Origin of the sequence: Paenibacillus castaneae (assembly GCF_002884445.1) — a bacterium.
Classification (GTDB): Bacteria; Bacillota; Bacilli; order Paenibacillales; family Paenibacillaceae; genus Pristimantibacillus; species Pristimantibacillus castaneae.
This window is the reverse complement of record NZ_KZ614144.1, coordinates 1,593,800-1,614,600: the sequence shown is the minus strand read 5'-3', so window position 1 is coordinate 1,614,600 and position 20,801 is coordinate 1,593,800. Positions and strand designations below refer to the sequence as shown.

Below are 20,801 nucleotides of genomic sequence, written 5' to 3'. Positions count from 1 at the left end.
TATTTTGTCTTACAATTGTCACCTGTATTTGCTTTACAACTGTTTGACAGTTTGGGTATACTAATAAAAGCTGAATAAACCGATACTACATAGAGACGACCGCTTATGGTTGTGACTTAAGCATTCGGTCTTTTTCAAGGAGGACGTCAACAATGGAAAATGTAAGAGATCCGCGGGAACATTATAACGAGGAACCTCGCCATGACTTGATGGATGTCGTATTCGGCTTTGGCGGCATGCTCGGTCTTATGACCGTCATTTTCGCAGTAGCTGTAATCGTTAAGTTCATCATCTCGTAACAAGCATAAACGAGCCTTGGCCGTCTCATGACAGCCAAGGCTCGTTTTGCAATTTATTAGGAACAAGACGAGTCTACTATACAATACGAAGCGCTTCTCCAGCCGCTTGGCTGTCGCGCGGCTTGGATGATGGAGGCTGCTGCGTCTCGGGAACCCGCTTCTGAGAGGGCCCGTCATAGCGCGTTCGTTCTGTTCGGTCGATTTGAACAATTCTCCCATCATGAACGGTGATCGTCACATGTCCATAGCTAAGCCCATTCACTTGCTCCGCGATTCGCTCCAGCCACTGCTGATCCACTTCTACCGGTTTTGCCATAAGAAATCCCTCCATTTATTCCATTAGTCTTTTGCAGCTTGCTGACCCGATTTCCACTCCACAATGCTTTTTACAATTAGAGTTACGACGGCAAGCATCACTAACAGCGATGCAACCGCGAAGGATGCAGAAAATTGATATTCATTATACAAAATTTCAATATGAAGCGGCAGTGTGTTCGTCTCGCCTCTAATATGGCCGGAAACGACCGATACCGCTCCGAATTCGCCCATCGCGCGAGCGTTGCATAGAATGACGCCATATAACAGGCCCCATTTAATATTAGGCAGTGTTACTTTCCAAAATATTTGCCAGCCCTTGGCACCCAAACTAGCAGCCGCCTCTTCCTCCTGTATCCCCTGTGCCTGCATCAGCGGAATAAGCTCGCGAGCTACAAAAGGTACGGTTACAAATACGGTTGCAAGCACGATACCCGGTACAGCAAAAATAATTTGTATTCCGCGGTGATCAAGCCAAGGCCCTAGAAATCCCTGCGCTCCGAACATAAGCACGTAGATCAAGCCGGAAATGACTGGCGATACAGCAAAAGGCAAATCGATCAGTGTGATCAAAATATTTTTGCCGCGAAAGCGGAACTTGCTAATCGCCCAAGCTGCCGCAACACCAAATATGGTGTTAACTGGAACAGCAATCAATGCAACGATTAATGTCAGCTTCAATGCTGATAACGCATCCGGCTCTGTAATTGCATGAATATACACGCCAACACCCTTCTTCAGCGCTTCGACGAATACCGAAACGAGCGGCAGCAGCACGATTACGCCGAGAAACAGCATGGCTATAATAATTAATGTCCATTTCACTGGGGCGGACTCTGTTATATGCTTAGGGCGTTTCGATGATTCATGCGATGTATGAACGGTTATTGCACCTGCCATAGATGTACCCTCCTAAAGTTTTGTGTGACAAAACAATCCCCATAGGCATAGCGCTTAGTCCGATACTGTGCGGCGATTCATTCGCCATTGCAGTAGATTGATGACCAGCAGCATAAGGAAGGAAACAACAAGCATAACAAGCGCAATCGCGGTAGCGCCCGCATAATCGTACTGCTCCAGCTTTGTCATTATGAGAAGCGGCGTAATTTCTGTCTTCAGCGGCATATTGCCCGAAATAAAGACAACCGAACCATACTCCCCGATTCCCCTTGCAAACGCTAGAGCAAACCCCGTCAACAGCGATGGCATTAGCTCTGGCAATATAACCTTCCAGAACGTTCGCAAACGATAGGCGCCAAGCATGACTGCCGCTTCCTCCGTCTCTTTCTCGAGATCCTGCAGCACCGGCTGCACGGTCCGTACGACAAACGGCAGACCTATAAAAATGAGTGCTATCGTAATGCCGATTGGAGAGTAAGCGACCTTTACGCCAAGCGGCGCCAGAATAGAACCCATCCAACCGTTTGGAGCATAGATGGCCGTTAGCGCAATGCCGGCTACTGCAGTTGGCAGGGCGAAAGGCAAGTCGACTAAGCTATCTATTATTTTTTTCCCGGGAAAGCGATAGCGAACGAGCACCCATGCAATCAATAAACCGAATACAGCATTCACAAGTCCAGCCAAGAATGCGGTCGTGAAGCTCACTCGATAGGACGCAACAACCCTTGCATTCGTGACGGTGCTCCAGAACTCCGACCAGCTGAGCTCTGCCGTTTTAAAAAAAACGGCAGCCAGCGGAATTAATACAATAATACTTAAATAAAACAAGATGAAGCCTAGCGATAAACCAAAACCCGGCAATACGTTGCGGGACTTGGAACCTTTCATGTGAAGTCAGCTCCGATCTTCATGAATCGCAATTTATGATCCTGGCGTATAAATTTTGTCGAAAACCCCGCCGTCAGCAAAGTGTTTCGTCTGTGCTTCCTTCCAGCCTCCAAAGTCCTTGTCAATGGTAAGCAGTTCAAGCGATTTGAACTGATCTTTATACTTGGCTGCAACCGATTCGGAAATAGGGCGGTAATAGTTTTTCGCTGCGATTTCTTGCCCTTCCTCCGTGTACAAATATTGCAGATAGGCTTCAGCAACTTCGCGCGTACCGCGCTCATCCACAACTTTATCGACAACAGCTACAGGAGGCTCTGCCAGAATGCTAAGCGAAGGATAGACGATTTCAAATTTATCTGGACCCAGCTCATTAATCGATAGAAACGCTTCGTTCTCCCAAGCTAACAGAACGTCGCCGATTCCACGTTCTACGAAAGTTGTCGTTGATCCGCGTGCTCCTGAATCGAGTACGGGTACATGCTTATATAGCTCTGTTACGAATTGTTGTGCTTTTGCTTCGTCATTGCCATTTTGCTTAAGCGCATAGCCCCAAGCAGCCAAGTAATTCCAGCGGGCACCGCCAGAGGTTTTCGGATTCGGCGTAATAACTTCTACTTTATCTTTAATTAGATCATTCCAGTCTTTAATGCCTTTCGGATTTCCTTTGCGAACAAGAAACACGATAGTTGAAGTATAAGGTGAACTGTTATGCTCAAATTTAGTTTGCCAATCTGCTTTAATTAGCCCAGGCTCAACGAGAGCGTCGATATCATAGCCAAGCGCTAGCGTTACAACATCAGCTTTAAGTCCGTCTATGACTGCACGACCTTGTTTACCGGAACCGCCATGTGATTGCTTAATCGTAACGACTTGCCCTGTTTCTTCCTTCCAATGCTTAGCGAAAGCTTCATTGAAAGCTACATAAAGCTCGCGGGTCGGATCATAGGATACGTTCAACAGCTCTACTGGAGGCTTAGGCGTTTCTTTAGCAGGCTCCTTGGTCGTCGCAGCATTCGTTTCTTTATTATCAGCCGCCGGTTTGTTTGTTGCTTTATTAACTGCATTATTGCCGCCTTGACCGCAAGCAGTAATAACCAAAATTAATGCCAATAGTATAATGGCCGAACGAACATGAGAAATTTTCTTCATCATTTATACACCCCTTATTAGTTTTACAGGTATGCGGTAACACTTACGGTTAGCTGTGGAAATTTACGAAGTGCTGCCTCGCATGTAGATGTATACTCCGGTTCGTCCGGTAGTCTTACTATTATTCCTACCTGTTTAGTTGGTTATGGAAGAATCTTACCAGCGCACACCATTTCCTGTCAATACTTAATTTCAAAAATATAATAGCTCTTATAAGAATCCTTTATAGGTTGCGGCATAGCGTCTCAACAAAATAAAAAAAGCCTTGGGCGTTCATCCTTTGCAGGACTACTACCCAAGACTGTTTATGGCTTGCTTTTATTATTTGCGGCCGCGCTTATTTTCTCCTGTAACCATAACAACCTCAACATACGGTCTAATACGGTCCATAATCCGCTGGCCTTTGTGCAGCTCGTCCCCATCCTTGCTCGTGAAGCTGAAATGTTTCTCCAGCGCCTCAAGCTCGTAGTTCGAGGTATAGAATGTGGGTTTGCGCTGCATACGATAGTTTAGAATTGCGCCAAGCACATGATCGCGAACCCATGGGTTCAAATTCTCTGCGCCCATATCATCAAAGATAAGCAGATCGGTCTCCTTCATCATTTCGACCGTTTCCTTCAGCTTGCCAGGCTCATGCATAAGCGACTTTAAATCCTCGACAAAGTCTGGCATATACACAATGACGCCCGAATAACCTGCCTTCGCCAGTTCATGAAGCAGATAGCACATCAGGAAGGTTTTACCCGTTCCGAAGCGACCTGCCAAATAAAGGCCTTCCTCCTGCAAGCCATGCTCCTTCGTGCGATCGATATATTTAAGCACTTGTCCTACAGCCTTCGCTCGCTCCAAATCATTCGTTAATATTTCATCTGATGAGTATCCGCGCTGCAGCGCCTTCTCATCGATATAGAAGCTGCGAACCCGGCTGCGAATTTGATCTTCATTCTGCCTGGCAATAAATTTCTTGCATGCCACCTTGCGGTCATACAGCTGAGTAAGCCCATTCACCGTGTCCGAGCTAAGCAGCGTATAATGGCCTTCAAAGTCGTTCGGACAATGATCAAGTCCAGGACAATTGCTGCAGCTGCGATATTCAGTGACATATTGATAAACACGATTAAGATTAAGACGGATTGTCCGCTCATCTAGATCGGGATATTTCTCTCTTAGCTTTAATACAAGCGGTTCTGAGAGCAGTTCCGTCAGCTTGTGCTCCGCTTGCTCCGTTATGGTTTGGCCTGTTGGCCATGCCTTCAGCAACTCGCCCAATGAATCCATCGTCCGCTCACCTCGCCACTATTTATTTTCCGTCTAATTTACGAGCTAGCTTACGCAGCTCCTCGAGCTCATCAGCCGAGACCGCCGAGGCAGGCTGACCCTCTTGTACGATCTGGATAGAAGGCTTGCGCGAGGTCCCTCGGCTGCTCCCGCCTCCCCGACTGCCGCCTTTGCCGCCGCTAAAGCTTGCTGCTGCTTCCTTGCGGCGTTCTTTATCCTGCTCAACCTGCGCCTGCTCACGCACGTAGAGAACGGCCTTCTCGAACGTATCAATTTGCTTCACCAACATGTTGGACGCGACAGCATCCAGAAAGGTCTTCGTTACCCGCTGCGCTTCGTTAGCTCCAAGAACGTAATGGATAAGTACGTTTATAACAGGCGCTGCCAGCTTATAATTAATATCAATTCGTTCGAATACGCGCTCGATCCAATCGGGTATGGCCCCTGGGAAAAACCGCTGCAGAAAACGGGTATGAGGTTCATTCCGCATCAGCATATTGTATTGCTGAACGTCACAACGTCCATGGAGCTGATTCGGTACCGGCAAATAATCCTGCTCTTGTACTTCGTACTCCTCGGTCAGCTCATCTGCATCGGCCGATTCCTCATCTGCCATGACCTGCGTGCGAGCCAGTGTCCGCTGGCGATCGCCCTCGCGTTTCTTATCCTGTCGGTAAAATTGATTCGCCCGAAGCTGGAGCTCATCGACATTCAATTCACCGCTTTGATCAAAAATACCATCCTCATCAAGCAAGCGGCAAATATCAACTACAGTCAAGCTATATTTGTAAGCAACATAATTAACCTGTGCAAGCTGATCGTCATCTCCACGCAGCCTCTCAACAAAACGGCGGTTTGCAGAATTCCTTGGGAATCGCATAATAATTTCACCGTAAGGGATACCCGCAGTTGCTAGTGCAGGACGTGCTGCCGTTTGACGTGAAGAGGCAACCTCAGTTAAGGCTTGCTCGAATTCATTGTCAACTGATTGCATATTAAGCTTAAATAATTCATAGAAAGGCATCGATATGTTTTCTTTCGTCAATTGTGCATCAGCAAGCTCATCCGGTTCATTTGCTCCAAACGATTCACGCAGGGAGATAACGGCATATTTGCCTATCTTATCTCGAAGCAGCATCGTCAGATGCATATTCCGGAAAAACTCAGCAGGCGAAAGCGGCTGAGCCAGCTCGTATTCATAAATAACATCAGCATTTTCCGGCAATCCTAACCGAGATGTTTGTAGCAATCCGACCGCTTCCAGCTTAGAGGCCTGCTCTATTAAATGTCTGCGGGCCCTCTCATTCATGTCCAGACCCAGACCTAGAAATAGCTTGCGCTGGGGCTCTAATGCTGAATAACCGGTACAGCCTTCTGCGATTCCATGATAAAGCTGCTGGTAGAATGCAACTGCAAATGCGCCAACCATCGGTTGATAGATTAACGATATCATTCTATAATCCAAGCTGCTCAGCGAAAAATCACGAAATATGTAGAAACGATGGTGTTCCGTATATTCCAATAAATTATTGATGCGCATTACGCCAGCTCCATTTCAAACTTTCATTCTACTATTCTAGCATAAAACCTGCTCCACGGGATGGGTCGAAAAATAGAAAAATCCCCCGAATGAGGGATTTTTGTATTTAGAACATTTTGTATCCGCCTTTGCGCAAAGCTTGAATCGCCCAGCCGCTTACATAGGCGCCGACGAGCGCTCCGATTACCGGTATGTAATCTACAATCGTATAATGGGCAAAATTTTCTATTGTGGCGGTAGCTGAATCATCCCAAGGCGCCCATATGCCAAGCGGAATCAACACTAGAATAAATCCATAAATCGGAAACCAAGTTGTTTTGAGCAGCATATTCAGAATAAAGCCGATGCCGAACATCATGACCAAAAACAGCACCGTCGCTATAATTAATTGTAACATCCTAAATTCCCCTTTCAGACTCTCGATTATTAGTTTAATTAATGGTGCTATGGAAGTCAATTAGCTGTACACATTTGTCACAAGACCGCCATTTGCTCCCCTTGGCAACATTCGATACAATAGTTTTAGCAACATTAGGGTGCTTGAAAGGAGCGTTTATCCAATGAGTGAGGCAGCACAAACATTAGAGGGCTGGTACGCCCTGCATGATTTCCGCAGTATCGACTGGACAGCATGGCGCTTAGCCGATGAAAGTGAGCGCAGCCGCGCGCTGGACGAGCTGCATTCCTTTTTGCAGCAATGGTCTGAGGTTGAAGCAAATAAAGAAGGCAGTACCGCCGTATATTCCGTAGTCGGCCAAAAAGCTGATTTCATGTTCATGCATTTGCGTGAAACATTAGAGGAGCTCAGCGCAATCGAGACAGCGTTCAACAAAACAACGTTCGCTAGTTTTACTTATCCTGTTCATTCTTATGTAAGCGTTGTGGAGCTTAGCAATTATATGGCACAGCCAGGCGCTGATCCGATGCAAAATCCGGACATCATCGCTAGACTGAAGCCTACATTGCCTAAAGCAAATCATATTTGCTTCTATCCTATGAATAAACGCCGCGATGGCAATGACAACTGGTATATGCTCAGCATGGACGAGCGCAAGACATTAATGCGCAGTCACGGCATGATTGGTCGTCAATACGCGGGCAAGGTGAAACAAATTATTACCGGCTCTGTCGGCTTCGATAACTGGGAGTGGGGCGTTACCCTATTCGCAGACGATGCTCTTCAGTTCAAAAAGCTGATCTATGAAATGCGTTTTGACGAAGTCAGCGCACGTTATGCGGATTTCGGCGAATTTTATGTCGGCAACCTGCTGAACAGCGAGAAGTTCTCAGCATTGCTTCAAATGTAATGTCCATAACAAAGACCGTCCAAGCCTAATCCTTATACAGCTTGGACGGTTTTTTTCATTGGTTTCGTCGGTCAATCACTATGATAGCAGCAAAAAAGGCTTCCGCTCTAGAACAGCACGAATACTGTTTCTATGCGAAAGCCTCTATGATTAACTCTCGTCGTCCTCTTCGTTTTCCTCTAGTTCAAGACGCTTCGCATCCAGATACTCCTTCGTAGCTCTGTCGCGCTCGCGCCCCTTGTCCTTCAGCCGTTCAATCGCTGGCTGAATAAGTAAATCAACTTCCTTCTGCACCGTATAGGCCAAGTCGTAACGTGTCTGCGATTCTAAGAATGATCCGACCTCCATCAATGCATTATAACGATCAAGCTCATCTCTAGTCAGCAACCCGCGAACTTGTACGCTGCAATGTCTCATTATAGGAATTTACCTTTACGAAGGACAAGTGGAATGCCGCCGATAATGAACAGGTATCGAAGGTCGATCAGCTTCTTCAACCATGCTGCTGTCCGGCCTTTATACTTCTTGCCGAAGGCGATTCCGATTGCTTCGCCTTTGCCTAGCGAAGCTACCGTGCCTTTATTGCTGAATGTAAAACCCTTCAGCGGTTGATTGCGAATCGAAGCAACTAGGTTATGCGCGCAAACGACACCTTGCTGCATAGCGATTTGTGCAGTCGGCGGGTAAGGACGGCCTTCCGGGTTGAACATTAAGGAATTATCACCGACAACATAAATATTCTCGGTACCTGGGGAGCGAAGGAATTCATCAACCTTCACACGTCCGCGCATCGTTTCGAAACCGGCTTCTTCAATAAGTCGATTGCCGCGAATACCACCGGTCCAAATCACAGTTGCGGATTTGATTTCTTCCCCTTCTCCGACTACGACACCCTCTGGCGAGCATTCCTTGATAGCCGTACCAATGCGGAACGTAACACCTTTCTTCGTTAATACGTCCATACCGTATTCAACAAGCTCAGGGTCGAAGCCAGGAAGCGCCGTTGGAGCCGCCTCAATATTATAAATTTTGACAAGGGATGGATCAACGTCAAATTGCTTGCATAGCTCAGGAATGCGGTCGGAAAGCTCGCCGACAAACTCGATACCTGTAAAGCCTGCGCCGCCAACAACAAACGTTAAATAATCCGTACGATGAGGCTCACGTTTGTAACGGGCAAATTGGTATTCAATATGTTCACGGATCAATCGAACCGAGTTAATGCTTCGAATATTCATCGCATGTTCCCCAAGACCAGGTATACCAAATGTCTCAGGCTCTCCGCCAAGGCCGATTACCAAATAATCGTATGACAAAGTGCCATCCTCTAGAATAACCTTTTTTTCCTGAGGACGGATCTGAACTACAGTTGATTTAACGAAATCAATTTTAAATTCATCAATCAATTTAGAAATGCTCACTCGCGCATTCTCCGGATTGTCGGTGCCGGCAGCCGGCATATGCAGATGTGTGGTAATGTAGTGATAATCATGCTTATTCACAAGCGTCACGTCAGCTTCATTGTAGTTCAATTCTTTTTGCAAGCGAAGCGCAGTCAAGACGCCGCCATAGCCTGCCCCAAGAATAACAATTTTAGGTATGTTACTCATTGTATGATCCCATCCATTCCTCTTATCTTTGTATAAATATAAACTTATCGCGCGCTTATATCTCATTTATTTAATGTATGCAGCACCGCTTAAGGATAGCGGCTATCAATTTACAATTCTCACATTGTGAAAAATTACACAAGCTAAACCGAAAGTTTAATAATATAATAAGTTCAGTGTGTTCCAATTGATGCATTCTTATCAATGAAGAAACGTTTGCTAATAAATGACAAAATTCTTCACTTTTTGCAACCATTCCCGTGCTTAACATACATCAGAAATTTTACAGAGTTTTCATCCAAAGTACAAGTGCAAAATGTACGAATTTCTTTAGAAGTCTATACAAATTAATTATTTCCATCTTTTTGTCCGAAAGTTTATAATTGAAATCGTGAAGCTAATAACGAGGAGGTGGCTGCATTGTCTAATGCTTTATCATCCGAAAGCCCTGTCGACATTGTAATTATTGGCGGTGGACCGACTGGATTGTTCGCGGCTTTCTATGGCGGAATGCGCCAGGCATCCGTTAAACTTATTGAAAGCATGCCTCAGTTAGGTGGTCAGCTTGCTGCGCTTTACCCTGAAAAACATATTTATGATGTTGCTGGCTTTCCGAAAGTAACAGCCCAAGAACTAGTTGATCGTCTTAAAGAGCAGCTTGAACTTTTTAATCCAGAAATTTGTTTAGAGGAGAAGGTCTCAAGCGTCATAAAGCATGATGAGCGCCTCTTTGAAATAATAACAGATAAGACCTCTCATTATGCCAAAGCTGTTATCATTACGGCAGGTGTGGGTGCATTCGAACCACGTCGACTGGAATTGCCGGAAGCGGCCCGTTACGAGAAAAAGAACCTCCATTATTTCGTAGGAGATCTTCAGCGTTTTAAAGGAAAGAAAGTACTGATTAGCGGCGGAGGAGATTCTGCTGTGGATTGGGCGCTAATGCTGGAACCGATTGCGGAAAGCGTCACGCTCATCCATCGTCGTGACAAGTTCCGGGCACATGAGCACAGTGTCGAGAATCTAATGAATTCAAAGGTGAGCCTAATAACCCCGACAGAAATTACTGCGCTTCATGGTGATGAATATATCCATAAAGTAACGTTAACCAATGTGAAAACAAATGAAACAACCGAACTTGAAGTGGATGCGGTTATTGTCAATTTCGGATTTCTCTCTTCACTTGGGCCGATCTCCAATTGGGGCATTGATATTCAAGGCGGCTCCATTGTAGTCGACACCCGGATGGAAACAAATGTATCCGGCATATTTGCCGCAGGTGATATAACTACCTATCCCGGCAAGCTTAAACTTATTGCTGTTGGCTTTGGCGAAGCGCCGACTGCTATTAACAACGCGAAGGTCTACGTTGACCCAAGCGCTAAGCTCTCGCCTGGGCACAGCAGTAATATGAAGCTTTAAAAAAGACATAAGGGTATCCATACTTGGCGAAATCATGTCATTCACCTATTGCATAGGTATGCATGGCGTGCCGAGGAGGATACCCTTTTCTACAATCAAATAACCGAGGATCGGGTTATACGGTTATGAAATGGACACATCGATTATGTGGTTAAGGCTCTTGTATCTATTATTTATTATGCAGTAATTTTATGCGCTTCTGGGTTTACGCTCCGGCGCTTCATTTCAATGGCTAGCATTCGAATGAATTCTGCTTCTAATTCAAATTGAATAGCTGCATAATAAGTGTCTACTAGCATTTCGTCAGAGAGTAGGTCCATTACTACACACCCTTTCTTCCATCCTTTGGTTATTTCTTTACAATAGTAGCATAGTACTATTCCAAAGGACAACAGTCCTAGTTATGCACATTATACTGTGGATACTGTGTGCACAGTGTGTGAATATGCGTCGAATGACGAGGAATAACAGCGTGGATAATGTGGATATACTTATCCACAGTTATTTTCCTGTCGTTTTCATAAAAAACTTTAATCGAAATCTCATAATCTATTAATGGAATATATTAACGGCATTAGCTATTATACTCATTTTTAAAAAAGCTATTACATCGTAACCTATTTCTCTTGAAGCAGCCTCTTCGAATTACTGCGGCCTAGTATTAACTTCAAATATCCACATTTTACCTTCTTTATCGATGCCGTAATCAAAACCAAGCTGGCCGATTCCTGGATACTTCCGTTCCAATAAGCTAGTTGAGAGCACCGTTAACGCCCGCATTTCTTTCTTCTTAGGTAATACTTGCGAAGAAGAGAAAGAGCGGCTGATGCCTTGCGCAGCCGTCACGAGCGTGCCTCCGCGGCATAAATTCGTTACGAATAGCCCTGGCTTGGCAATCCGCCCCACTATCGCTCTGTATACCCAGCCTGTCGGCGTTTTCACATACTTCACGCGATAATCAATCGGTCTGCCATCTACCGTAGCCAAATAAATTCCCTTTTGTATAATATAGGCTCGACGTTTCCGTTTTCTATTGAGTGAACTTACCATCTCCCCAAAACTAGTAAATCGTTTCGTCTGCGAATAGTAAGTATAACTATATCCATTAGCTTCACGCGTCACCTTAATGACACCATGACCGCCTGCGCCAACTACTGGCTTTACGACAACCATCTGATGGCTATCCAGCATGCTTTTCAAATGGCCTGCCGTAAATCTTTTTGTAGGTGGAATATGTGGAGCAATCTCGGGATGCGACAACAATACTGATGTCTTCGCCCATTTGCTCGCAAGCTGTCTTCCAGGATTTTCAACCAACGCTATCTATCCCCTTTCCTATTGCTTTATCCATAGCATATGACTGAGTGATACATGTCTCTTGGATGAATGACGGAGGCTAGGAGCCTTTATTGGCATTATTGTGAGCTAGCAACTGACATATACCTAGCTTGATTAATATTTCTATATCAAAAAAACCGCCATTCCGGCCTTTAAAGGCTAGAATGGCGGTTTTGGACCTTCCTGATTGATGCTACTTGCCCGATTGCTTCTCCATCGCTGCTTTCAGCTTGTCAGCTAAACTATTTGATAGAGAGGAATTGTCGCTATACTGCTGAATAAGCTTCTCATTTTGTTTACGGTTTACTTTGCCGCCTTGCTTGTCTCCCAGCATCTCAATCACATTGCACGGCCGGCACTGCGCATACTTTCCTGCTTTGCCGTCATGGATCTCCATCTTCTTCCGGCATTGCGGACAGCGTTTATTGGAAAGGGCCGGCTCCGCCGCTCGCCTGTAGCCGCATTCGCGATCAGAGCATACAAGCGATTTTCCTCGTTTTCCATTTATTTCAAGCAGTGGTTTCTCGCATTCCGGACAGCGTGAATGTGTTAAATTATGCGGCTTGTATTCCTTCGTCACGCTAATAACCTCGGATACCCATTTGGAGGCTTGCTCCCGAACATTGCGCATGAACGCTGCTGGGTCGCCCTTTCCTCTTGCTATGCGCTCCAAATCCTGTTCCCATTTGGCAGTCAAATCAGGACTCTTCAGCTCGCCTACGACGAGTTCGACAAGCTGCTTGCCTTTGCCGGTTGGCATGAGTTTATTTTGCGATCGCGTAATGGTATCCGTTCCCAGCAGCTTCTCAATAATATCAGCGCGCGTAGCGGGTGTTCCCAGACCATGCTTCTCCATGCGGGTCAGCAGTGTCGCCTCCGTATATCGTGCCGGAGGCATCGTCCGAAGCTCCCGAATTCTACTTTGCTTGATAGGCAGAGATTGACCAAGAACAAGTGCTGGGAGCAGCTGTGCCGGCTGGCGGTCAGCCTTGCTCGAACCATCGTTGTCCTCTTCCTCATCATCTGAACTAGAGGAGTAGTTATCGGATTGGTAGATTTCCTTCCAGCCCTTTTCCTTCTCAATCTTGCCCTTCGCATAGAGCCGATCCTTGCCAACCGCCAGCACAACACTCGTCTCATCATAGCGGTATGGGCCATAAAATAAAGCGATAAAGCGCCGCGCAATGAGATCATACAGCCTCCGCTCGTCGGTGCTTAATGCTGATAAATTAACATATTGCTCTGTTGGAATAATAGCATGATGATCCGTTACCTTGCTGTCATCTACGATTCGTTTGGTTACCGGAAGCTGAACTCTCAGCAGCTTCCGCGCCAGCTGCGCATAAGGTCCGACAGCGATGCTTTCCAAGCGCCCCTTTAACGTCGGAACCATATCGCTGCTTAAATATCTAGAATCGGTGCGCGGGTAGGTGACCAGCTTATGCTGCTCATAAAGCTTCTGAAGCACGTTCGACGTTTGCTTTGCTGAGAATCCAAGCTTCTTGTTCGCATCTCGCTGCAGCTCAGTCAAATCATAGGCTTGCGGATGAGGCTCTGTTTTCTCAATCGTACGAAGCTTGTCTACCTTCGCATGACCGTTCTGAATTCGCGCCAGAACCGCTTCGCCATCCGAGCGGCTCCATACTCTTCCGTCATGCGTTTCCTGCTCACGCCATAATGCTGTGAACGAACCAAAATCCGCCATTACATTCCAATACGGTTTTGATTCAAAAGTCTGAATTTCCTGCTCACGCTCCATCAGCATAGACAACGTAGGCGTTTGCACCCTCCCAGCAGCAAGCTGGGCATTGTATTTCGTCGTTAGTGCTCTCGTCACATTTAGGCCAATCAACCAGTCAGCCTCAGCCCGGCACACGGCAGAAGCATACAGATTATTATAGTCTTTACCTGGCTTGAGGTTGTTGAAGCCGTCTTTAATCGCCTTGTCTGTCTGCGATGAAATCCATAGCCGCTTAAACGGCTTGCGCCAATGGACAAGCTCCATAATCCAACGGGCTACCAGTTCGCCTTCTCTTCCTGCATCTGTCGCTATAATAAGCTCGTTAATATCTTGGCGTTTGCACAGCTGAGCTACTGCGCGGAATTGCTGCGACGTTTCCTTCATAATTTTTAGATGCATCTTCGGAGGAAGCAGCGGCAAATCTTCTAAATTCCATGTTTTATATTTGGGATTATAATCCTCGGGCTCAGCCAGTGTCACCAAATGGCCCAGTGCCCAAGTAACGACATATTTAGGACCTTCCATATAGCCTTTATGCTTCTGTCCGCAACCGAGAACGCGGGCTATTTCCTTTGCCACACTCGGCTTCTCTGCTAGTACAAGCGATTTCATTCGGTTATTCGCTCCATTTCATATGATGCACTGTTCACGTAAAATCACATCATTTACTATGACGAAACGATACCATAGGCTTGCAGTCGGCGCAACGCTTCAAGCGTTAATACACCCTTCCATTCAAGCTCGGCTTTCGGCCATACATCCTCGAATTGCCCCCAGCCCCATGGCGGAGACCATGAACCGTCCGCCTCTTGTTTGGAAAGCAAATGACTCAAATTTTTTATAACAACGTCGCTTAGTTCATTGTAATACAAAGACACTGGTGACTCTGCGACCTGCACGGGCATTAGGCAGTAGCTGTCCCACTGAGTTGGATCAGTTGTTACACAATTATTGACCATCTCATCCAGCGCTGGTTTAATTTCCGAAAGCACAGAAGGAGGTACGAGCGCTGCAAAGCGCAAGCAATTAAGCAGCTCGTGAAAATCTTTGCGTGAGGATTTCTCATTAATATATATAATCGCGTGCTGTGTCACTTCATCTAATAAATTCGCTGGAACCCTATCCGGGTAGGTGTGGAAATAGCCAACGATTTCAATTGCTGGATTTCCCCAGCCGTCATGCTTCGCATTGTAATTCCACCAAGGAGCACGCGGCGCTGAATCCACTTCAGGAGGCACGATATCCCAGCCGTTCGGCTGTGATGTATGATACGTTTCGACCAAATAGCGAATTGCACTTTGCACAATGGATGATTGGCTGGTTGCTTTCAGTCGCACTAAATGCTGAAGAGCGACAGTGGTAGCAAGCACTGAAGAGCCTTCCAATCGTATATCCGGCTCAAGAGCGCGTCCGAAGCCGCCATCTGCATTCTGATAAGCGGACAGCTCTCGCAATACCGCCTCCGCAGAGGCGCCTTCAAATTCATGTTCAAAAACGGCTTTTTCAAGCGGCCTTGCCTTCTCCTTCAAAAAATGAACCGCTTGCTCATAATGCTCAGTAGACATTGATGGATCGCTCATGATTAGCCTCCTTAAAGTTTTGTGAAGCAAAACTGCTTCGTAAGCATCATCTTAAAGTTTTGTGAAGCAAAACTAATAATTCAAATTATACACGATTATCCATTTTTATACGGGTATTAATTTAATAGATAGACATACTTTCCCTATATAAATTCATGTTGCTTTTTGGCTCGTTTCATTACATTCTGTAAGAGGTGATAGAATTGAAGAGGTGTTCATCATGTGGAATCTAAATGAAGTATCTAAACATGTGCAATTTTATAGAAGAAATCAACGCATTCCTCATATAGAACAAGTAAGAGAGGCGTATTGGCAAGCAAAGCAAGGTGAGATTAAAGGCGCAATTGAGCTCCTTAATTGGAAGAGGCATTGTTTTTATGTGCGCACGCCAGCTGAAATAGAAACGATGGAGCTTGTGTTCGCTTTTTGCCGCGAGCTGTTTGACTCGGAATCCCTCTCTACTGAATCCTGATATATGAGCTCAGTTGGATGCGGTATACGACGTGTGATATAGTTAATTCAGCTTATTCGTAAGAACATTAATAGTCAGGGAGCGCTATCAGATGAATTTTCGTTTTATTGGTATATTGCTTAGTATACTTCTAGTGTTCAGCGGTATTTCCTTGTATATCGGTTGGAACGGTTGGCTATTTCTATCAACTCTATTTGATTGGAGTAATTCAGCAGTCTATTCTATCTGCGTAGCCATTATTGCTTTTGCATATATCATAGGCCGATTAGCTTACTCTACCCCATTAAGGCCGTTTGCAGAAATCATGAAGCTTATTGGTTCTTATTGGTTTGCCGTACTCGAATATGCTGTACTTATTTTGCCGCCTGCAAATTTAATTGCACTTATTTTGAAAACGGCAGGCGCTGATAAATCTGTGTATATCATAGGTGTAGGCAGCATAGCTTTTATTTTGCTGGCTGCTTTGATCGTTCGCGGTACATGGAATGCGTGGAGCCCTGTTATTCGTACGTATAATGTACAAGTTCCGAAGCAAGCCGGACAAATGGACAAGCTGCGTATTGCGATGGCTTCTGATCTTCATTTGGGGACAATCGTCGGCAATCGGCATCTGGAGCGGTTAGTCCATAAAGTGAAGGAAATCAAACCCGATCTCATCCTGCTGCCAGGAGATATATTGGATGATGATATTGAGCCCTTTCTTCGCAAAAAAATGTCTGCCGTGCTTGGCAAGCTGCAAGCTCCGCTCGGCGTGTTCGCTGTAACTGGCAACCATGAATATATTGGAAAAAAGGTACCTGAATTCATTAATGCCATGCATGCAATCGGTATTCGTGTCCTTATGGATGAATCGGTACTAGTCAACGATAGCTTTTATGTTGTCGGCCGCAAGGATAAAGCCTCAGCCGGCTTCGGTTCTGACAGAAGGCTTCCCATTAACGAGCTAATTGCACCGCTGGATAAATCTCGTCCGCTCATTATGCTGGATCACCAGCCGTCCGATCTTGCAAAAGCGGCAGAGAATGGAATCGATATTTCCGTATCCGGCCATACTCATCGCGGCCAAATGATGCCAAATCATCTCATTACACGGAAATTGTTTGAGCTTGATTGGGGTTATCTAAAAAAAGGAAATCTAAACGCCATTGTTTCCTCAGGCTTCGGCACTTGGGGGCCGCCCGTTCGCATCGGCAGTCGGTCAGAGGTCATTCATATCGAGGTTGAATTCATAAATGAATAGAAGGGAGTTATAAGTGCCTGTTTGGCACTTATAACTCCCTTTTCATTACTAATCCACGTCAGCAATACGCCATTCGCTAGTAGTGTTTTTGCCTTTTTGAAACACGTAAAGTGTGCTGCTGCCCCCAGCCTCATTATTTCTCTCTTCTATGACATGGACGACTGCCTCAAACAATGAGCTTTGTTCTTTTATGGATATAGCTCCATCTATCTCTATGCTTGTAATTGTAAATGAAGATATTGGTCCGGATGATGATCTAGAGGCACGAGCACTTTCCGTATAAAGCTCAAGAAGCTTCTCCCCTTCTCCTTCAGCAATATACTTGATCCTCAAATTAATCAGCTCAATAAGCGGTCGCTCCGCCTCGGAGAAGTCCTCAGTGTCCAAAAAAGCAGGAACGGGTGGCTCGCTCTCTTCCATTGACGGCAAGGGAGTAGATGCAGAATCAGCCGCATCATCAGTCGCCGCGCCTTGATCAATTACACCGTAGCGTTCATCAGCCTGGCTTAACAGCTTCTTCAGCCTTTCGGCTGTAGCTTGTCTCATCGTATACAAGGTGCCGGAATGTTCTGATTTGGCGAATTGTACCCTCTTGAATTGTGGTGATATCCACAACAAATAGCGATTCTCTCCAAGCTTAAAGGAATAAGGAGGCGCCGATATATCGACGATACCCTGTTCCTTTTTGGCAAACCTGACCCCATAAACGAACGTTTTGACTGAGTCACGATCTGTCCATTCCATTTCAGAGTTCGGCTCCTCGTTCTCGAAATCAATCATACGCTGCACAACAACGCGTTCCTCGCTCATGCGAAACAGGAACAGCAGCACCGCTGCAAGTACCGCAACGACAACAAGACCAATAATAACCCCGCGTTTCACCCGATCATCCCCTCCCAAAAGATTCAGATATTGAACGGCTTAAGATGTTAAGTATTGTAAATATTTATCTACTTATTTGGATATAGTAAGGGGGCGTTATTTTCCACCGTTTCACCAAATACTATATTGACAAAAATATATTTTTGTGGTATAATAAAATATTTGACTATTTACATATTGGATTTTCGTTGATAATATATACCCCGTAACGAGAATAGTTAGGCTGAATTAAAGTTCATCTATACAACGGAGGGATAATATGAATATTGCAAGTGGAATCAACATGCTGCCAATCTCAGCAGTAATGAGGGGTCAGATGGAAACGATCTATCCTGTACTGATCTGGGATGAAGAAGAGGCTATTTTAGTTGATACAGGATATCCTGGACAGCTGCCTTTAATACAAGAACAGGTAGAGCGCGCCGGGGTTTCCCTAGACAAGCTTACAAAAATTATTATTACTCATGCTGATCTGGATCATATCGGAAGCCTGCCGGACCTGTTGAACAAATTGACGCAAAACGTGGAGGTACTAGCGAGCAGCTTCGAAAAGCCTTTCATAGAAGGCCAAAAGCAGCTGTTAAAGATTACGCCAGAATCCATAGATAAAGCCGTTAACGCATTGCCGCCAGAAGTTACCGATGAATGGAAAGCCGCATTCAGGAAAACATTAGAGAAGCCTCCAGCAGCCGGTGTGGACGCTACAATCAAAGATGGAATGGAGCTTCCGTATTGCGGAGGAATCGTCGTCATTGCGACCCCTGGACACACACCTGGCCATCTCTCGCTTTATCATAAAGCAAGCAAAACATTAATTGCAGCCGACTCTATGGTCGTCTTAAACGACCAATTGCTTGGGCCAAATCCACAATATAGCATTGATCATCCATTAGCCATACAGTCACTCCAGAAGTTCATTCCTTACGATATTAAGACGGTCGTTTGTTATCATGGCGGATTATTCGCAGACCAGGCTAATGAGCGAATTTTACAAATAACAGAACAATAATTTCGTGCTCATCCCGACTTGCCCTCGTGGCTAACCTTTAGTCTGGCAGCTCTATATGCGATGATACAGATGACTTCAGAAGATCGATTAAATCCTCCTCCATATATTGATATTCATCCGGTATATGGAGGCAGATTAATTTCTTGCCCGACAGCTCTTCGCTAAATTTACTTTGCATGCGACGAACATGCTTCTTCTCCATTGCAAAAATAATATCTGCCCAGCCAATTTGTCCTGCTGTCAGCTTAATTCGTGCTTGCTCCTCTGTACCTGCTGACCTTACTTCATAACCATTCACGCCCTGAAATATCGTTTCTGCTGTTAAGCTGCGCCACTTGTTTCGACTGCATACGAATAAAAGCTTTATCAGACTCTCTCCTTCAAAAAGAATATACGAATTTGATTTATCTTCGATATACGAAACAAAACTAATCATAGCCTTTCTCAAAAAAAGATGGCCGATTAGAATCGTATAACTCTTCCAGTCTATCGATCTGGGCGGACACCTCATGCAGCCAGTCCCAATCATTGGTCATGCTCGCCATAAGCCCATAATTATATTGCTCTGCCAGCTTTCGAGCGTAGGTTGCATTCAACTGCATGCAGCTGTTCATGTCCAGCAGCTCATCCTCCGTTAACTGCCTTTTCTGCTGCAGCAGCCACAGCTCTCCGAGCCGCCAATGAATATTCAACATTATGATCAACCCTATCCATTCATAGTTGCAATCATAATCATTATTTCCTCTACGAAAGCCATTTATAAGCTAATCCCATTCTTTCGGCCAGCTTTGATTCTCATGTAGACCATCACATTGCATACAATCAGCATGGCTCCTACTGCGGCATCTGTAAACCCGACGAAAATAGCATTAAATGGATAGCCGCCTAATTTCGTTATATAAAACACCGTAAATGCCCATATCCCCGCCGAGCTAATAATCAATATGAGGCTTTTTCTAAAAAAGAGTGCTAGCCCAGCCGCAATAGCAGCCATTAACACCGAAGTTAGCAGTACATATAAATTATGGTCCTTTTCTATATTTGTCGGAAAGAAAAGTCTCTTCGGATTCGTATAAGAGAAGTACCACTCCTCACCGGGCAATTGCTTGAATGCAGCCGTGTAGGTTGAGGGTCCTGTTTTCTCCATTGGCAGGTTCGAATAAAGTTTATCGCTCGTTTTATACAAATTCACTTCCAGCTCCACTAGAGGATCACCCTCCCAAAACTTTGCCGGCGTTACGTAATATTGATGAAAGAAGAGCGTGTTAATGACTCCTTTGTCATACATCCCACCTATTTCTGAATACTGGATAACAATGGATTTGGTTTCATTCGCTTCAAAAGATAACGAGAACCGGGTTGCTACGGTTTGGTTTTTACCATCTCCATGCATGGACATGGTTTTGCCGCTTATGGGATCAGTAACGGTATAACGCGGTTTAGCATACCAGTTAAGTGTCTTGCTATCCGTTGCCAAACTCCCAGGAATCACCTTATTACCTTCCATGATAGTTAAACTGCGCGATGATGGAGTAAAGAATAAAACATCCAATTGTTTAATGAAGTCATTCTTATTATTAAGTTCATATTGAACCGATACCTTCGCTTCATTCTGATGGGGAGTAGATACATTTGGAATGGTAAACACGACTTTTTCTCGAACTAAGCTAACATTCGATTGCTCATCCAGCTGTAAAAGTCCTGATCCATCGGCAGGTTCATATAATGGCCCTCCATTAGCACTCGCTAATGCCGCTTCAAGCACGAATAAGATTACAGCGGCCGCAACAACAGTCCATATTCTCCTTAAAAACATGGAATCCCCCCTTTC

23 protein-coding genes are annotated in these 20,801 nt (G+C 45.2%); 6 read left to right on the top strand and 17 right to left on the bottom strand.

Translation table 11 applies throughout. The features are described 5' to 3' along the window. The first annotated feature begins 152 nt into the window (after positions 1–152). Positions 153–299 carry a YqzM family protein gene (locus CEF13_RS06965; RefSeq protein WP_102710033.1) on the top strand — a complete coding sequence of 49 codons (147 nt, stop codon included), beginning with the start codon at positions 153–155 and terminating at the stop codon, positions 297–299. A 76-nt stretch (positions 300–375) separates the two neighbouring features. On the opposite strand, the gene CEF13_RS06960 is transcribed toward CEF13_RS06965, so the two are convergent. The 7 genes from CEF13_RS06960 to CEF13_RS06930 form a co-directional block, all read right to left on the bottom strand. Continuing rightward, the gene (locus CEF13_RS06960; RefSeq protein WP_102710032.1) at positions 376–615 is read right to left on the bottom strand and encodes a YezD family protein; all 240 of its coding nucleotides are present in this window, start codon (positions 613–615) and stop codon (positions 376–378) included. Positions 616–638: 23 nt separating this feature from the next. Beyond that, on the bottom strand, positions 639–1,514 hold the full coding sequence (gene cysW / locus CEF13_RS06955) for a sulfate ABC transporter permease subunit CysW (protein WP_102710031.1): 876 nt from the start codon (positions 1,512–1,514) through the stop codon (positions 639–641). A 54-nt stretch (positions 1,515–1,568) separates the two neighbouring features. Further along, entirely contained in the window at positions 1,569–2,402 is an 834-nt protein-coding gene (gene cysT / locus CEF13_RS06950) for a sulfate ABC transporter permease subunit CysT (protein WP_102710030.1), read from the bottom strand. Between the two features lie 33 nt (positions 2,403–2,435). Beyond that, entirely contained in the window at positions 2,436–3,551 is a 1,116-nt protein-coding gene (locus CEF13_RS06945; protein ID WP_102716254.1) for a sulfate ABC transporter substrate-binding protein, read from the bottom strand. A 321-nt stretch (positions 3,552–3,872) separates the two neighbouring features. After that, positions 3,873–4,829 carry a primosomal protein DnaI gene (gene dnaI / locus CEF13_RS06940; protein ID WP_102710029.1) on the bottom strand — a complete coding sequence of 319 codons (957 nt, stop codon included), beginning with the start codon at positions 4,827–4,829 and terminating at the stop codon, positions 3,873–3,875. A 22-nt stretch (positions 4,830–4,851) separates the two neighbouring features. Continuing rightward, the gene (locus CEF13_RS06935) at positions 4,852–6,369 is read right to left on the bottom strand and encodes a replication initiation and membrane attachment family protein (RefSeq protein ID WP_102710028.1); all 1,518 of its coding nucleotides are present in this window, start codon (positions 6,367–6,369) and stop codon (positions 4,852–4,854) included. A gap of 106 nt (positions 6,370–6,475) precedes the next feature. Continuing rightward, positions 6,476–6,766: a YuiB family protein gene (locus CEF13_RS06930; RefSeq protein WP_102710027.1), complete on the bottom strand. Its 291-nt coding sequence runs from the start codon at positions 6,764–6,766 to the stop codon at positions 6,476–6,478. 163 nt (positions 6,767–6,929) lie between these two features. On the opposite strand from CEF13_RS06930, the gene hemQ reads away from it, so the two are divergent. Next, entirely contained in the window at positions 6,930–7,676 is a 747-nt protein-coding gene (gene hemQ / locus CEF13_RS06925; protein WP_102710026.1) for a hydrogen peroxide-dependent heme synthase, read from the top strand. 150 nt (positions 7,677–7,826) lie between these two features. Here hemQ and CEF13_RS06920 read toward each other — a convergent pair whose 3' ends face one another. Together CEF13_RS06920 and CEF13_RS06915 are read right to left on the bottom strand one after the other, a co-directional pair. Beyond that, complete coding sequence (locus tag CEF13_RS06920; protein ID WP_102710025.1) at positions 7,827–8,093, bottom strand: hypothetical protein; 267 nt, start codon at positions 8,091–8,093, stop codon at positions 7,827–7,829. After that, on the bottom strand, positions 8,093–9,286 hold the full coding sequence (locus tag CEF13_RS06915; protein ID WP_102710024.1) for an NAD(P)/FAD-dependent oxidoreductase: 1,194 nt from the start codon (positions 9,284–9,286) through the stop codon (positions 8,093–8,095). Before CEF13_RS06915 ends, CEF13_RS06920 begins: the two co-directional genes overlap by 1 nt. A 420-nt stretch (positions 9,287–9,706) precedes the next feature. Here CEF13_RS06915 and CEF13_RS06910 point away from each other — a divergent pair, with 420 nt between their 5' ends. Then, a complete protein-coding gene (locus CEF13_RS06910) occupies positions 9,707–10,708 on the top strand; it encodes an NAD(P)/FAD-dependent oxidoreductase (RefSeq protein ID WP_102710023.1) in 1,002 nt (333 codons plus the stop codon). A 176-nt stretch (positions 10,709–10,884) separates the two neighbouring features. Here CEF13_RS06910 and sda read toward each other — a convergent pair whose 3' ends face one another. The 4 genes from sda to CEF13_RS06890 form a co-directional block, all read right to left on the bottom strand. Continuing rightward, positions 10,885–11,028 (bottom strand): sporulation histidine kinase inhibitor Sda, encoded by a 144-nt coding sequence (gene sda / locus CEF13_RS06905; protein ID WP_102710022.1) that lies wholly within the window; start codon positions 11,026–11,028, stop codon positions 10,885–10,887. A gap of 325 nt (positions 11,029–11,353) precedes the next feature. Continuing rightward, on the bottom strand, positions 11,354–12,025 hold the full coding sequence (locus CEF13_RS06900) for a YheC/YheD family protein (protein ID WP_102710021.1): 672 nt from the start codon (positions 12,023–12,025) through the stop codon (positions 11,354–11,356). 214 nt (positions 12,026–12,239) lie between these two features. After that, positions 12,240–14,399, bottom strand: coding sequence for a DNA topoisomerase III (locus CEF13_RS06895; RefSeq protein ID WP_102710020.1), 2,160 nt, complete (start codon positions 14,397–14,399; stop codon positions 12,240–12,242). Positions 14,400–14,455: 56 nt separating this feature from the next. Continuing rightward, positions 14,456–15,367, bottom strand: coding sequence for a hypothetical protein (locus tag CEF13_RS06890; protein WP_102710019.1), 912 nt, complete (start codon positions 15,365–15,367; stop codon positions 14,456–14,458). 220 nt (positions 15,368–15,587) lie between these two features. Here CEF13_RS06890 and CEF13_RS06885 point away from each other — a divergent pair, with 220 nt between their 5' ends. Next, positions 15,588–15,839 (top strand): hypothetical protein, encoded by a 252-nt coding sequence (locus CEF13_RS06885; RefSeq protein WP_102710018.1) that lies wholly within the window; start codon positions 15,588–15,590, stop codon positions 15,837–15,839. Positions 15,840–15,930: 91 nt separating this feature from the next. Next, the gene (locus CEF13_RS06880) at positions 15,931–17,079 is read left to right on the top strand and encodes a metallophosphoesterase (RefSeq protein ID WP_102710017.1); all 1,149 of its coding nucleotides are present in this window, start codon (positions 15,931–15,933) and stop codon (positions 17,077–17,079) included. 48 nt (positions 17,080–17,127) lie between these two features. On the opposite strand, the gene CEF13_RS06875 is transcribed toward CEF13_RS06880, so the two are convergent. Beyond that, entirely contained in the window at positions 17,128–17,961 is an 834-nt protein-coding gene (locus CEF13_RS06875) for a YhfM domain-containing protein (RefSeq protein ID WP_102710016.1), read from the bottom strand. Positions 17,962–18,220: 259 nt separating this feature from the next. Between CEF13_RS06875 and CEF13_RS06870 the strand changes: the two genes are divergently transcribed. Next, the gene (locus CEF13_RS06870) at positions 18,221–18,970 is read left to right on the top strand and encodes an MBL fold metallo-hydrolase (RefSeq protein WP_102710015.1); all 750 of its coding nucleotides are present in this window, start codon (positions 18,221–18,223) and stop codon (positions 18,968–18,970) included. Positions 18,971–19,007: 37 nt separating this feature from the next. Here the strand turns inward: CEF13_RS06870 and CEF13_RS06865 are convergent, their stop codons facing one another. The 3 genes from CEF13_RS06865 to CEF13_RS06855 all read right to left on the bottom strand — a co-directional run bounded on the left by CEF13_RS06865 (position 19,008) and on the right by CEF13_RS06855 (position 20,786). Continuing rightward, a complete protein-coding gene (locus CEF13_RS06865) occupies positions 19,008–19,337 on the bottom strand; it encodes a low molecular weight protein tyrosine phosphatase family protein (protein ID WP_102716253.1) in 330 nt (109 codons plus the stop codon). A 61-nt stretch (positions 19,338–19,398) separates the two neighbouring features. Then, entirely contained in the window at positions 19,399–19,665 is a 267-nt protein-coding gene (locus CEF13_RS06860; RefSeq protein WP_102710014.1) for a DUF7667 family protein, read from the bottom strand. A 62-nt stretch (positions 19,666–19,727) separates the two neighbouring features. Continuing rightward, positions 19,728–20,786 (bottom strand): hypothetical protein, encoded by a 1,059-nt coding sequence (locus CEF13_RS06855; protein ID WP_146022686.1) that lies wholly within the window; start codon positions 20,784–20,786, stop codon positions 19,728–19,730. Positions 20,787–20,801 lie beyond the last annotated feature (15 nt).